The 14,273-nt window shown below is 48.3% G+C and carries 11 protein-coding genes; 10 read left to right on the top strand and 1 reads right to left on the bottom strand.

Features of this window, described 5'->3' with window-relative positions; translation table 11 throughout:
* Positions 1–15: 15 nt before the first annotated feature.
* The 8 genes from BUB81_RS19000 (at position 16) to mobA (ending at position 10,308) form a co-directional block, all read left to right on the top strand.
* Positions 16–2,754: a nitrate reductase gene (locus BUB81_RS19000; protein ID WP_073324944.1), complete on the top strand. Its 2,739-nt coding sequence runs from the start codon at positions 16–18 to the stop codon at positions 2,752–2,754.
* Complete coding sequence (gene cobA, locus BUB81_RS18995; protein ID WP_073324943.1) at positions 2,738–3,652, top strand: uroporphyrinogen-III C-methyltransferase; 915 nt, start codon at positions 2,738–2,740, stop codon at positions 3,650–3,652. The genes BUB81_RS19000 and cobA overlap by 17 nt, the downstream gene beginning before the upstream one ends.
* The gene (locus BUB81_RS18990) at positions 3,633–4,625 is read left to right on the top strand and encodes a glycosyl transferase family protein (RefSeq protein WP_073324942.1); all 993 of its coding nucleotides are present in this window, start codon (positions 3,633–3,635) and stop codon (positions 4,623–4,625) included. Before cobA ends, BUB81_RS18990 begins: the two co-directional genes overlap by 20 nt.
* A gap of 558 nt (positions 4,626–5,183) precedes the next feature.
* On the top strand, positions 5,184–6,509 hold the full coding sequence (locus BUB81_RS18985) for a CmpA/NrtA family ABC transporter substrate-binding protein (RefSeq protein ID WP_425435083.1): 1,326 nt from the start codon (positions 5,184–5,186) through the stop codon (positions 6,507–6,509).
* Between the two features lie 97 nt (positions 6,510–6,606).
* Positions 6,607–7,530, top strand: a complete 924-nt coding sequence (locus tag BUB81_RS18980) for an ABC transporter permease (RefSeq protein WP_370243735.1) — start codon at positions 6,607–6,609, stop codon at positions 7,528–7,530.
* Between the two features lie 29 nt (positions 7,531–7,559).
* Positions 7,560–8,408, top strand: a complete 849-nt coding sequence (locus BUB81_RS18975) for an ABC transporter ATP-binding protein (RefSeq protein ID WP_073324939.1) — start codon at positions 7,560–7,562, stop codon at positions 8,406–8,408.
* A gap of 81 nt (positions 8,409–8,489) precedes the next feature.
* Entirely contained in the window at positions 8,490–9,707 is a 1,218-nt protein-coding gene (locus BUB81_RS18970; protein ID WP_073324938.1) for an alginate export family protein, read from the top strand.
* Between the two features lie 13 nt (positions 9,708–9,720).
* A complete protein-coding gene (gene mobA / locus BUB81_RS18965; RefSeq protein WP_073324937.1) occupies positions 9,721–10,308 on the top strand; it encodes a molybdenum cofactor guanylyltransferase in 588 nt (195 codons plus the stop codon).
* Between the two features lie 7 nt (positions 10,309–10,315).
* Here the strand turns inward: mobA and BUB81_RS18960 are convergent, their stop codons facing one another.
* The gene (locus tag BUB81_RS18960) at positions 10,316–11,443 is read right to left on the bottom strand and encodes an HDOD domain-containing protein (RefSeq protein ID WP_073324936.1); all 1,128 of its coding nucleotides are present in this window, start codon (positions 11,441–11,443) and stop codon (positions 10,316–10,318) included.
* A 212-nt stretch (positions 11,444–11,655) separates the two neighbouring features.
* Between BUB81_RS18960 and BUB81_RS18955 the strand changes: the two genes are divergently transcribed.
* A complete protein-coding gene (locus BUB81_RS18955) occupies positions 11,656–12,819 on the top strand; it encodes an FIST signal transduction protein (protein ID WP_073324935.1) in 1,164 nt (387 codons plus the stop codon).
* Between the two features lie 6 nt (positions 12,820–12,825).
* On the top strand, positions 12,826–14,181 hold the full coding sequence (locus BUB81_RS18950) for a sensor histidine kinase (protein WP_073324934.1): 1,356 nt from the start codon (positions 12,826–12,828) through the stop codon (positions 14,179–14,181).
* Positions 14,182–14,273 lie beyond the last annotated feature (92 nt).

Here is a 14,273-nt window from a genome sequence, read left to right as displayed (position 1 = left end):
CAGCCAGGACTTGCAATGACTTCATTACCCCCAACAGCGAATCCCCAAAGCAGTAAACGGTTACTGCAAACAACCTGTCCGTACTGCGGTGTGGGTTGTGGCGTGGATGTAGTACGCCAGGGGGCTGCAGGGCCACAACTCAGTGACCTGCAAGGTAGCCGGGAACATCCGGCTAACTTTGGACGCCTTTGCATTAAAGGTACCCATTTATTGGAAACATTAGGTCAGGACAGCCGCCTGTTGTTTCCCATGGTGAATGGCCAACGCAGCGATTGGCAAACAGCCATCCAAACGGTGGCCGATAAAATGCGCAGCATTCTGGAAACGGACGGTCCGGAAGCCATCGCAATTTACGGCTCTGGTCAGCTGCTGACCGAAGATTACTACGTTGCCAATAAACTGATGAAAGGCTTTATTGGCAGCGCCAATATCGATACCAACTCACGCCTGTGCATGTCATCGGCTGTTGTAGCGCACAAACGAGCGTTTGGTGAAGATATTGTGCCGTGTGACTACGAAGATTTAGAGCACACAGATTTGCTGGTACTAGTAGGTAGTAATGCTGCCTGGACTCACCCGGTGTTGTTCCAGCGTATTGAGCGCGCCAAGTTACAAAACCCCGATATGAAAGTCGTAGTGGTTGACCCGCGCCAAACGGATTCCTGTACGCTTGCCGATTTGCATTTGCCACTGGCACCCGGTACGGACGCCGTATTGTATTGCGGCTTGTTGAACTATTTGTCACAACACGATGGGCTGGACAACGCATACATCGAACAATCCGTATCAGGTCTGGAAGAGGCCATGCACATTGCCAGTGAATGGGATTTGGCCAGAGTCGCGGACGTTTGTAAGCTACCTCAATCTATCGTTGAAACATTTTTCCGATGGTTTACCCAACTTCCTCGGGTGATCAGCTTTTTCTCTATGGGCATCAATCAGTCCACTACCGGTGTAGACAAAGGGAATGCCATCATTAACTGTCATTTGGCGAGTGGAAAGATTGCCAAAACCGGCAGTGGCCCTTTTTCGATCACCGGTCAACCTAATGCCATGGGCGGACGCGAAGTAGGTGGCTTGTCTACCATGCTGGCCGCGCATATGGATATTGATAATACTGAGCATCAGCGTATTGTGCGCGATTTCTGGCAGGCGCCGAATCTGGCAACAAAAAATGGTTTGAAGGCCGTTGATACGTTTCAGGCCGCGGCTGACGGAAAAATTAAGTGTTTATGGATTATGGCAACCAATCCTGTTGCCAGTATGCCAAATCGCGAATTGATTGAAGCAGCACTCTCGCGCTGTGAAATGGTGATCGTGTCCGATACTGCGGCACAAACCGACACACTTAAATTTGCTGATGTTGTGTTTCCCGCAACGGGCTGGTCAGAAAAAAATGGCACAGTAACAAATTCAGAGCGCCGCATTTCGCGCCAACGCGGCTTGGTGCCGCCAAGCAGTGAAGCAAAGCACGACTGGCAAATCATCAGTGAAGTGGCGTGTGCGTTAGGCTTTGACGAGGCATTTAGTTATCAGCACCCGGTAGAGATTTTTCGCGAACATTGTGCATTAACCGGTACTGAAAATGGTGGGAGCCGTGCGCTGGACTTATCACCATTACAAGACCTGACTGAACAGCAATACGATGCCATGCGTCCACAGCAATGGCCGTTCAGTGAGGTGCATCGTGCAGGTGCAGACAGACTGTTTGCGGACGGTACTTTCTATACGCCAACCGGTAAAGCCCGCATGATTGCGGTTACCCCGGCATTGCCTACCCAGGCTACTTCAGCGGATTATCCCTATGTACTGAATACTGGGCGGGTAAGGGACCAATGGCATACCATGACCCGAACCGGCAACACGGCGCGGTTACTCAAACACATGGATCGTCCGTGGCTAAGCGTGAATAGCGCAGATGCAAAAACACTGGGTGTGGAAAACGGCGATCTCCTGGCATTAAATGCTGCCTGCGCGACCGACACCACGGTAATTCTGCCCGTAACCATTGACGACAAACAGCGAAAAGGCGACATGTTCGCGCCGTTTCACTGGTCTGCGACCTGGGGATCACATTGTAAAGTCGGTGCCTTACTCAACGGTGCCAATGACCCCTTGTCGGGGCAGCCTGAACTCAAACACGGTGCAGTCAAAGCCAAAAAAGCTGACATGGCCTCTTATGGTCTGGTGTATGGCAATGCCGAGTATGTCGGGCCGGTGAGGGAGAGCTTCAGTTATTGGCTGGCTTGCCCCACTGAGGTGGCACACAGTGCTTCCGTTGCGGATGTTAAAGCGCCTCAGGCAGTGTTAGACAGTGTATTTGAGCTGTTACCCAAGGATACACAATGGGCAACAAGGCAATCGGCAGACGCCGTGAGTGTTGTGGCCACTCGGGACGACAAGCTGGTGTTGGCTGTATTGATTAGTGCAAATGCGCTGAATCTGCCTTCAGATTGGCTTGATAGTCTGTTCACTGAAACGGCGCTGTCCGCGGAGCAGGTATCTGCTTTGTTGAATCAACAGCCGGATGACGCATTTTTATTAGGGAAACTGGTCTGTAGCTGTTTTGGTGTGCGTGAAAACACCATCAAGCAGGCTATCCAGGACGGTTGTAACAGTGTCGAAGCATTGGGTAAAAACCTCAAATGCGGCACAAATTGTGGCTCGTGCAAAACCGAGCTGGCGGCCTTACTCACTGCTGAGGCTGAATCTTCAACTGACACGGAATCTACCCCTTATGAGCGTATTATTTAACCCTGTTACCGCGCCACTGATCCAAGGGGCGCTTCGTATTCAAAGCCGGTTGCGCAATATCACCCGACGTGATGGTGCTTCCGGACTTGGCAACAATGCTCTGTCTGCACGCGGTCGGTCTGAAAAAGCCGGAGAAGTGTTTATTGTGGGTGCCGGCCCCGGTGATGCCGAATTGCTAACGGTCAAAGCCTATCGCTTACTGCAAACGGCGGATATTGTGCTGTTTGACTGGTTGGTAGATCAATCTGTCTTGGACTGCATTCCACGTCATATCGAAAAAGTCTTCGTTGGAAAACGTTGTGGTAAACACAGTGTGCCACAACAGGAAATTTGCCAGCGTTTGGTTGCACTAGGGCAGGCGGGTAAGCGAGTTGTGCGGCTGAAAGGAGGCGACCCGGCGGTATTTGCTCGCACCTGCGAAGAAACGGCAGCATTAACCGAAGCGAATATCCCGTTTGCCATTGTGCCTGGTATTACTGCTGCTTCAGGGGCCTCGGCCTATACAGGTATTCCGCTAACGGACCGCAGTGTCGCTCAGTCTGTCAGACTGATGACTGCACAGTTTCAAAATCCTGAAAAAGAAGCCGACTGGGCGTCAATAGCGCGTAGCGCGGAACGTGAAACCACGGTTATCTATATGGGCTTTAAGCGCTTAGCGCTGTTATGCCAGCGATTAAAAGAAAATGGCGTAGATGCGAATATGCCAGTTGCGGTGATTGAAAACGCGTGTTGTAATCAACAACAGGTCATCGCTGCGACGATTAGCGATATAGTTCAACACGTTGCGCAAGCAAACATGACAGGCCCTGCACTGGTAGTGATAGGGCATGTGGTCAATGCTCGCCAATCTGTTTCTTTAGAGCTGCTTAACCAATCTTATGAGAAGCTTGCCATTTAGCGAATATATTAAGGCCCTTGGCAAAGGGCAAAAGGGTGCGCGTCATCTGACGTTCGACGAAGCCTATGACGCCATGGGACGCGTACTGGACAACAGCATTGCACCGGAACAAGCCGGTGCGTTCTTAATGTTGTTGCGTATGCAAGAAGAATCTGTCGAAGAACTCACTGCCTTCATTCGTGCTTGCCGCGAGCGTTTACCCAAAGACTTATCCCGGTTACAGGTGCAGCTTGATATCGGCTGCTATGCCGGTAAGCGCAGACAACTCCCCTGGTATTTGTTCAGTGTGGCGTTACTGGCATCGGAAGGCGTGAATATTTGTTTGCATGGTGCATCTGAACCCGGTTCCAAACGTTTCTACGCGAGTCACGCTTTGCCTGACCTGGGATTACCACTGGCGCAATCCATCGAGCAAGCTGTTAATCATCAGGCGGTTTATAACGTTAGTTATCTGGATTTAGGCATTGCCTTACCTGAATTAGACCGTTTGATAAAGCTGCGTGAACTGTTTGGTTTGCGTTCCTGTGCTAATACCTTGGCACGTTTACTTAACCCTAGCCATGCGCCATTTGCAGTTCAGGGGGTTTATCATCTGCATCTGGATGAACGTCATGCCGTGGTGAATGAAGCGTTCGAGCAGGCATCTTTGGTGTTTCGGGGGGATGGCGGGGATCCAGAAGTGAACACTGAGCGAGATACTCACCTCTATTTTACCCAGGACGGTAAAACCCGTGAAGTGATCTATCCTGCTTCACCGGGTTGGTCGATGAAAGAGCGCGATGTAAGTACATCAACCATGTTGGCTGTTTGGCGTGGAGAGCAAGACCACCACTACGCTGAACAAGCGGTCATCGCCAGTTTGTCGGCTTATCTGATGTTACTGGAAAACATAGCACTGCCTGAGGCGACGACCAGAGCCAGCGATATGTGGGCAGGCCGCAATACTCAACGGTTGCCATTCGAAGCACGTTAGTTTCTTTATTCTTTATCCCATAAATTGACTGCCGCTTACTGCGGCAGTTTGCTTTGTATCCCGTGCTAAATTCGTCTTCAAATTTAACCTGCCTAGCGACTGTTCCCGCTACGGTTTGATGATATTCTGGACGTTCATCGCGATTTTTTGCACGTTGATCGTGCGATCGCGGTGCAAACTCACGCCCCATGTTGATCCATTGCCTCTGCTTTGCGCTGGTCTTTTTGCACAGCTTTTGTACAAAACGCACCGTCGTGACACAAATAATGTCAATCAAAATATGTTGATAAAATGTTAAGTCTATGACTTTGTTTGATTTATAAATTTTGGCACCAATTATGTATTAGTAAAGTCAGCGAATGCTAGCACGCTAAAGCACACAACTTATTTTCGTTTCTGCTTTATGAGAGAGCAGAAAACAGGCAACGAAGCCCGCCAGTAATGATGAGTCATTACTGGTGGGCTTTTTTTTTGGTTTAAGGAACGCACATGTTACACAAACAACTAAAAACCAGGCTTAAACAAATTACCTCATCACTGGTAATTGCTGCGTCAGTAATGGCTTCTTCAGTGTCTGGTGTCGCAAATGCGGAAGACATTGGCTGGCCGGAAAAAGAAGAGCTGAAATTCGGTTTCATCAAACTGACCGATATGGCACCTCTGGCTATTGCTTATGAAAAAGGTTACTTCGAAGACGAAGGCCTGTATGTAACACTGGAAGCGCAAGCGAACTGGAAAGTGTTGCTTGACCGTGTCATCGACGGTCAGCTGGACGGCGCGCACATGCTGGCAGGTCAGCCATTGGGTGCAACAATTGGTTTTGGTACGCAGTCTCACATTATCACAGCGTTCAGTATGGACCTGAACGGTAACGGTATTACTGTTTCGAATGATATCTGGGCAGAAATGGAAAAGCACATTCCGCAAAAGGATGGCAAGCCTGTTCACCCAATTAAAGCCGATTACCTGAAGCCGGTTGTAGACAGCTACGCCAGTGCGGGTAAGCCTTTCAAAATGGGTATGGTATTCCCGGTTTCTACCCATAACTACGAACTCCGTTACTGGTTAGCTGCTGGTGGTATTCACCCTGGTTACTATGCGCCTCACAAAGGTGATACGTCTGGTCAGATTGACGCACAGGCTCTGTTGTCTGTAACGCCTCCACCACAAATGCCAGCGACCATGGAAGCCGGCACCATTTATGGCTACTGCGTAGGTGAGCCTTGGAACCAACAAGCGGTATTCAAAGGTATTGGTGTACCCGTTATCACTGACTATGAAATCTGGAAAAACAACCCGGAAAAAGTATTTGGTGTAAGCAAAGCTTGGGCTGACGAAAACCCGAACACACACATTCGCGTGGTAAAAGCGATGATCCGAGCTGCAATGTGGCTGGATGCGAACAACAATGCAAACCGTCCTGAAGCTGTGAAAATCCTGGCTAAGAGCAGCTATGTTGGTGCCGATGAAGACGTTATTGCAAACAGCATGACCGGTACTTTTGAGTATGAAAAAGGCGACAAGCGCGAAGTGCCTGACTTTAACGTTTTCTTCCGTCACAACGCGACTTATCCCTACTACAGCGATGCAATCTGGTACCTGACGCAAATGCGCCGCTGGGGTCAGATCTCAGAAGCGAAGTCTGATGAGTGGTACAAAGAAACAGCCAAGAAAGTTTATCGCCCTGACATTTATGCCCAAGCTGCGAAAGCGTTGATTGCTGAAGGCAAAGCCTCACTGGCGGACTTCCCTGAGTTTGCAACCGAAACCGGCTTTAAGCCACCGCAAACTGAATTTATCGATGACGTAACGTTCGACGGTACCAAACCTAATGCGTACCTGGAACAGTTCAGCATCGGTCTGAAAGGCGACACGGTTCTATAAGCCGTGTCCATGAAAGAGGGTTACATTGATGAGTAAATCAGCAAGCGTTGTTAGTCAAATTGGCCAGATTCGAAGCAAAAATGTACTTGGGAGTGTTATGTCTAACGTACCGAAATTATTAATGCCGGTAGTAGGATTACTCCTGTTCCTGGCCCTATGGAATGGCGTTGCTAAGACCATCGATACTTCACTGGGCCAGTTCCCTGGCCCGGCGCAGGTATGGGAACAGTCTATGACGCTCATCGACGAACATTCTGCACAGCGCGAGAAAGCAGATGCTTTTTACGCCCGTCAGGAAGAGCGCAATGCCGCCCGGATTGCTAAAGATCCGAGTTACGAGCCTAAAATCCGCCCATTCACAGGTGCTCCTACATTCTTTGACCAGATCTGGACAAGTTTGTATACCGTGATGGTAGGGTTTGTTATCGCCAGTATTGTCGCGGTTCCTGTAGGTATATTGTGCGGTCTAAGCCGTTCTGCTTACTCGGCAATGAACCCTCTGATTCAAATCTTTAAACCGGTTTCTCCGTTGGCCTGGCTGCCATTGGTGACGATGGTGGTCAGTGCCGTCTATGTGAGCGAAGACCCCATGTTCTCCAAGTCGTTTATCACCTCTGCGTTTACCGTGTCATTGTGTTGCTTGTGGCCAACCCTGATCAACACGGCAGTAGGGGTGTCAAACATTGACTCGGACCTGGTGAACGTGAGTAAAGTTCTTCGTTTGAAACCATTAAGCCATGTACAAAAAATTGTGCTACCTGCTTCAATCCCAATGATATTCACCGGATTACGCCTCTCCCTGGGCATCGGCTGGATGGTATTAATTGCGGCTGAAATGTTGGCGCAAAACCCCGGACTTGGCAAGTTTGTATGGGATGAATTTCAAAATGGTAGTTCCGAATCTCTGGCCAGAATCATGGTCGCTGTTATCACGATCGGAATTATCGGTTTCCTGCTTGACCGCCTGATGCTCTCAGTTCAGCGCTTGGTGAGTTGGGATAAAAATGCGGTGCTTCGTTAAGCCGCGCTTGGTATTGAGAGGATATAACCATGCAATCTAGACATTTGGAATTGAGTCAGGTTGGAATTGATTTTCCTACCCCAAAAGGCCCGTTTACCGCATTAACTGACGTGAATTTGAAAATCGCGAAAGGGGAGTTCATTTCACTTATCGGCCACTCTGGTTGTGGTAAGTCAACGGTGCTGAATATTGTCGCCGGACTGCATACCGCGACAACCGGCGGAGTAATTTTGGACGGCGCAGAAGTAAGAGAGCCCGGGCCTGAGCGCGCAGTGGTATTTCAGAACCACTCTTTGCTGCCCTGGTTATCGGTGTATAAAAACGTTGAGTTGGCGGTTAAGCAAACTCAGAAAAATAAGTCCAAAAAAGAAATCCGCGACTGGGTTTTACACAACCTTGAACTGGTGCACATGACACATGCACTGGACAAGCTTCCTTCTGAGATCTCAGGTGGTATGAAGCAACGTGTGGGTATAGCCCGTGCGTTGGCCATGGAACCAAAAGTACTCCTGATGGATGAACCTTTTGGTGCACTGGACGCGCTGACTCGTGCTCACCTGCAGGACTCATTAATGGAAATTCACGCTGATTTGGGTAATACCGTGATCATGATCACCCACGATGTGGATGAAGCGGTACTGCTGTCTGATCGCATAGTCATGATGACTAACGGGCCTGCTGCTACGGTGGGTGAGGTGCTGGATGTGAAACTTGAGCGACCTCGCGACCGTTTGGCGCTGGCGGATAATCCGGAATACAACCATTACCGACATGAGGTTCTGACCTTCCTGTACGAAAAACAGAAGAAGGTGGAAACCGTTTCCAGTCGTAAATCGGATAAAAAAAGCAGCGATTCCAAGAAATCTAACGCTGCGTAAAGAATTTTAATAAAAACATTGAGTTAGCTCGGCCCCGCGGGGCTGGGTTAGGCCATCTCACTCTAAATTTAGGAAAACACTATGAACACGACACTTTTTTCAACTAAACGCGCAGTACTCTCCCTGGTTATTGCGTCTGCGTTGTCGCCAGTCGCATCAGCTGAAAGCTTGCATGATGCATGGTCTGATTCTAAAGCATCTGCCAGTTTCCGCCTGCGTTATGAAGGCGCAAGTCAGGATAATGCCGCGAAAGATGCCAGTGCGCTGACGCTGCGTACTTTGCTGAGCTATGAGTCTGGCAGCTACAAAGGATTCTCTTTTAAAGCTGACTTAGAAGATGTGACTATTGTAATGGGTCAGGGCGACTACACTGTAGGTCCGGCGGGTTATAACCCGGGTCAGTATTCAGTGATTGCTGATCCGGAAACCACAGAACTTAACCAAGGATATCTGCAATATAAAGGCGACGGCGTAACAGTCAAAGCAGGTCGTCAGATTATTGCCCTAGACGGTCACCGTTTTGTTGGTCACGTGGGCTGGCGTCAGGATTGGCAGACTTACGATGCCATCTCAGTTAACTATCAGGCCAGTGAAAAGCTGAATGCGTTTTACGCTTACCTGACCAAGCGCAATCGTATCTTCGGTGAAGCGGCTGACATTGATTCAAGCGATCACCTGTTAAACGTAAGCTACAAGTCAGATATGGGCAAACTCACTGCTTATGCTTACCTGCTGGAAGTAGATAATGACACAGACAACAGCCTGGATACCTATGGTGTGAGCTACAGTGGTGCTTATCAGGCTGACTCAATGAAGTGGTTGTACAGTGCGGAATTTGCTACCCAATCAAGTGAAACGGCAGCAACCGACTACTCAGCTTCTTACATTATGCTGGAAGGCGGCGCAAGCTTCTCAGGTATTACTGCAAAACTGGGATATGAAGTGCTTGGTTCAGACGACGGCATGTATGGTTTTGCTACACCACTGGCAACCTTGCATAAATTCAACGGTTGGTCTGATCAATGGTTAGGTACACCAGGTCAGGGTCTGCAGGATCTCTACGTGAGCGCAGCAACGAAATTTGCCGGTGGTAACTGGTTATTCGTTTACCACGATTTCAGTGCCGATGAATCAACCAGCACGGTTGACGATCTGGGTAGCGAAATTAACATTCAGTACACGACGAAATTTGCAGATAAGTACAGCTTCGGTGCTAAATATGCAAACTACTCACAAGGTGACTTAGCAAGTAAGGTCGATACTGATAAACTGTGGGTATGGATTGGTACCAAGTTCTAATTTAGGGGTCATCATGTGCGCTGTATCTGGTGTTCAGGACACGTCGACACTGCAGTACAGACAGCTGGGCTTTATTCTGGCAGGGGGATTGTCTTCCCGAATGGGACAGGACAAATCCACTGTCAGCATAAACGGGCGTGCCATGCTCGATATCGCCCGGCAACTACTGGATACAGCGCCCCTTCACGCGCACTATGTGCTGGGAGGACCGTATGGCACCTTTGAGGAACAAACAACGCTTCACGGTCCCGGGCGGGCCATCGCCGATGTGCTGTTGCAGTTAGCGGAATCTTTTACGGGAACCGCGTTATTTTTGCCTGTCGACATGCCATGCCTGGAAGTCAAAAGCCTTGAGAAATTGTTGGAAACGGCTAAACACACTCAACGAGCATGTTTTTATGACAACGCTTATTTTCCGGTTGCCATTCCTATTTCCCGTCAATTCACACCTAGACTTAAGACATTAATTAACGACAAACCCAGTGTCGCTTTGCGTGCTGTATTGGCGTGTTGTAATGCACGTTCAATACCGTTTACCGGACACAACAAAGAGTTGATTAATGTGAATACCCGCGCCGTAGCTGAAAGCTTGTCAGCGTAGTAAAAGGTTACTTTTCTCCCTCAGCACTAAACGCCTCGGCATAAACAGCAGGCAGGGTGGACAACCACTCTTCCATCGCTTCATTGTCATCTCTATGACAAAGATATTGTTGTGTTAACAATAACGTTTGAGCAATGCTGATGTCAGGATTTACTGGGCTAGCTTGTACCTGCAATAACTCTTCATGCAAATTATCCGGATAACACCATAGCGTAAGTAAAAAGGCGCTGATTAACATGGCGGGTTGCTTGTGGGTGTTGCAAAACTCGTCGTAAGCAGAGCGATCAGACTCAGCCAGTGCTGCCATGACTAATCTGCCAATGCCACTCAGCACCGCACAGATAAATGCGCGTTCGGTCTGAGCTTTGTTGTTCGACAGCCTCATAAAAACACGTCGAGTCACTTGCGCGTATTGCTCCGTATACTGGCAAATTTGTTGGTGGGCGTTAGCGGTAAGCAGATGCTCAGTGGCCTTTTCAATTGAAAAACTCATTGTCATGGCGTGCAGCAATTGTGTGCCAATTCTGGCTATGGCTTCTTCGAGTGAATCGGTGGCCCGGTGGTAACCCAAATAAGCGGAGTTCGCCATCTGTAGTAATCGGGCAGCGATAATGGGCTCTTTACTAACAATATCGGCAAGGTGAGGGAGATCGCTCTGATCATTTGCCAATGCTTCTCGCAAGCGTGTTACTACATCAGGTAATACTGGTATCTGGCTGGACTGGCATATCAGACGTCGTTCATCCGTCGACAGGTTGAGTGCCTTCAGTGTCGCAACGTGTTCCAGGAATTCGATAAGCTGCTCGTCGGTAAACGGTTTAGCCAGCAACGTGTGCGCTACCTGATTGCAGGTTACGATGGCCTCATCACTGGTATCGCCAGTAACTAACACACGAATTGCCAAGGGATAGTTTTTGGCGACGCTTTTCAGGATTTCGGCGCCTGTAATTTGTGGCATGCGATAATCGCAGAAAACAATATCGGGAGATGGGGCAGTATCAATTTTCGCTTGCCACTCCTTTGGTGCTTCTATTAAGGAGACCTGCCAGTCAGGAAACAATCGCTTTGCCGTTCGCCGAATGGCTTTCAGCATTAAATCGTCATCATCAATAAATACTGCATAATTTTTATTCATCACAATTGCTTTGCCTGCCCAGAATCTGTGATGGCATCCGGCCAAACTATTCGTCCTGACTTACTGCTTCTGGCTTTTTAAGTTATAAATATATATACCAAATTATATTGCAAGTTTACCGACATTAACCTATATAAATCAATATAAATTGAAAATTGCATGTTATTAAGGTGTCAAATGCGACATTTGTGACGTGATGTGGAGTCTGCAGTATGCAAATAAATGTTAGGCGCATTGGATTGATTGACACAGAGCAATTTGCCGATGAACTACACAATAATGATGTTAACAGCGCTGACTTAAATATAGCCTTTGGTGATGTCAATGCAATTACTGCGTTATCAGATGCAGTATCAGATAAAACTAACTGGATTGCGTCTTCCAGTTGTTTAGGGGCCATGAGCCATTTGGGAACCGATCTGGGCGACAGCTTTGTCCACGTTATGTCATTGCAAAATACTCAGGGGGCAATTGGCGTTGCGTCGTGTGATATTAGCAATGGCAATGCAACTGAGTTAGCAGGAGCAACCATTGTCACTGCGATGCAGCGGGCTAATCGACTCGGAGAAATGCCCAGCCTGGTTTGGATCATTCAGGCTCCCGGACAGGAAGAAGCCGTACTGGACGGGGTACAAACTGTGCTGGGTAACTCGGTTCCTATTTTTGGTGGTTCGAGTGCAGACAACGCTATCGAAGGTAAATGGGTGCAGTTTGATGGTGAGCATTTGTATAGCAACGGGCTTGTCATTGCCGCCATGTATACCGAGGAGCCGGTATCCTGTTATTTCAGCTCAGGGTATACCTCTACGCAAACCCAGGCTGAGGTTACAGCTGTTGAAGGGCGAGTTATTTACACCTTAGACAACAAGCCTGCAGGCGAGGTGTATAATCATTGGCTGCAAGAATACGGCCATCCACCGCTTAAACCTGGCAGTATTCTGTCGGACAGTACTTATTTCCCGTTAGGCCGGCATAAGGGCTGTAAATCAGATCCTATCCCGCTTCTGAGTCATCCTTCAAAGTTGAACGATGACAACAGTCTGGAACTGTTCGCAACGGTAAAACAAGGTGACATACTTACCCTCATGCAGGGGGAACAGCACAATTTAATTTCCCGGGCAGCTGAAGTGACTGAAGTGGTATTGCGGACTCACGAACTGAATTACGAAACCCGACCGAAAGGATTACTGTTGGTGTTCTGTGGTGGTTGCATGTTGGCTGTAAAAGATCAGCTGGAAACGATTCACGCGTCTATACTTAAAAAAGCACAAGGTCTGCCATTTTTGGTTGCCTTTACGTTTGGTGAGCAAGGGTGTTTCCCCGATGGCAAGAGTCGGCATGGAAATTTGATGATTTCGGCTACGGTGTTTGGATAAAGTCACGTGACAGATATAGAAAGACTCCACGAAACCATTCAACAACTCAGTTATGAGAACGCACAGTTAAGCCGCTTCAAAAAAATCAATCGGCTGATGCTGGAAGGGCTGGACGCAATACTGTGTTCTGAAAATCATGACGAAGTATTCGCCAGGTTGTTTGATGTGATAAGTAACATCCTGCCTTGCGATCAGATACTTATTGCCCAACACGACGTGCAGCAAAGTACCGTTGTACCAGTGTGTCGACGGCACGATAAAGGTGAGTCCGGCCCCCTGCGATTCTGTGATTTGACCAATTTCTTTGACCATACGGTGAATCTGTCGAATGTAAATCTTGTTCCGGACTGGCAGTCTCAGATAGGAAAATGGTTGCCTGAAGCTAAATCAGTACTGATCCACCCAATTAATACGGCGCAAGCGGAGTACATCTGGCTTATTTCTGAATGTCAGATTGGCGCCTTTTCAAAGCAATACGAAGAGGTGTTTGTCTCGTTTAGTGCATTCGTCGCCAACACCTTGTCCCAGTTTGAAAAACGCAGCCTGATGTCAGAAAAAGAAGCTTTGTTGGCAGAACGGGCCAGAATTGAGCGCAGTATGATCCATCAGGAAAAGATGGCGGCGCTCGGGCAACTTGCGGCTGGCGTTGCTCATGAGCTCAACAATCCTCTGGGCTTTATTAACAGCAATTTGTCGAGTTTACATGATTACGTGTCCCGTATTGAGCAGTTCGCCAGACAAGCTAGCAGTGCAACTTCCGCGCTGGAGTCGCAATTTAAATCAGCGGATTTGGACTATATTCTGACCGATACCGTGGATTTAGTTGATGAATCTTTGGATGGTATGCGTCGGGCCACAGATATCATTCAAAACCTGAAAGCTTTCTCACACCCGGACGATAAGACCACGAAATCACTGGACTTCCTAGCCGTCATTCGACAGGCACTTACAATCGTCCGTACTCAGGCTAAAAATATTGTTGATATCTACTTTGATACTGATTTGGAGTCGGCAACCGTAAACGCCAATGCCAATCAGCTGGCACAGGTCATAATTAACATTGTAACGAATGCTATTCAGGCCGTGAATCAGGGCTCTGGTCAGATAAATATTGCAGTGACCGAAGATTCGGCGCACATTGAATGCAGAATCAAAGACAATGGCACAGGTATCGATGAAAAGGTCCAGGCCAGTATCTTTGATCCCTTTTTCACGACCAAAGCTGTCGGTTTGGGTACCGGGCTGGGATTATCCATTTCAAGGGCCATTATCGAGCAGTACAGTGGCGAGTTATTACTAGAGTCAACCGGGCCAACCGGCACATGTTTTTTAATTCGGTTGCCACTCATCAATGAAGCTTAAATGCTTTGGGGCAAGCGTATATCTAACAAGCAGTATTGAATACAAAACGGGATCGATTACTAAAAAAGGATGTCAAAAAATTGAAGATGGGT

Source organism: Marisediminitalea aggregata, from assembly GCF_900129565.1.
GTDB classification, from domain to species: domain Bacteria; phylum Pseudomonadota; class Gammaproteobacteria; order Enterobacterales; family Alteromonadaceae; genus Alteromonas; species Alteromonas aggregata.
The sequence above is the reverse complement of the archived record's forward strand: the minus strand, read 5'-3'. Positions and strand labels throughout refer to the sequence as shown.